Annotated in this window: 1 protein-coding gene; it reads left to right on the top strand. The window is 37.3% G+C overall.

Annotated features, from left to right (window positions below; translation table 11 throughout):
- Positions 1-62 precede the first annotated feature (62 nt).
- A partial coding sequence (locus ACEN4N_RS11620) for a helix-turn-helix domain-containing protein (RefSeq protein WP_407094281.1) occupies positions 63-255 on the top strand: 193 nt, incomplete at its 3' end.

Genomic DNA, 255 nt, shown 5'->3' with positions numbered 1-255 from the left:
AAAAAGATCCATAGTTTTCCTATAAAATAGATGTACCAACCAACTATTAGAAGGAGAAAGCTATGAATCCATACACACATCTTACCATGAATGAGCGAGAAACAATATTCCTAATGTATGAACAAGGTGAAACTATCGGGCATATATCCGAGACCCTGGACCGTTCTAAATCGACTATCTCAAGAGAATTACATCGTAATTCAAACAAGGATGGCAGTTATTCACCGTCAACTGCTCATGGAGAGTATAAACGTA

This window comes from Ruoffia sp. FAM 20857, from assembly GCF_045528645.1.
Classification (GTDB): Bacteria; Bacillota; Bacilli; order Lactobacillales; family Aerococcaceae; genus Ruoffia; species Ruoffia halotolerans.
This window is presented reverse-complemented; position numbering and strand designations above follow the sequence as displayed.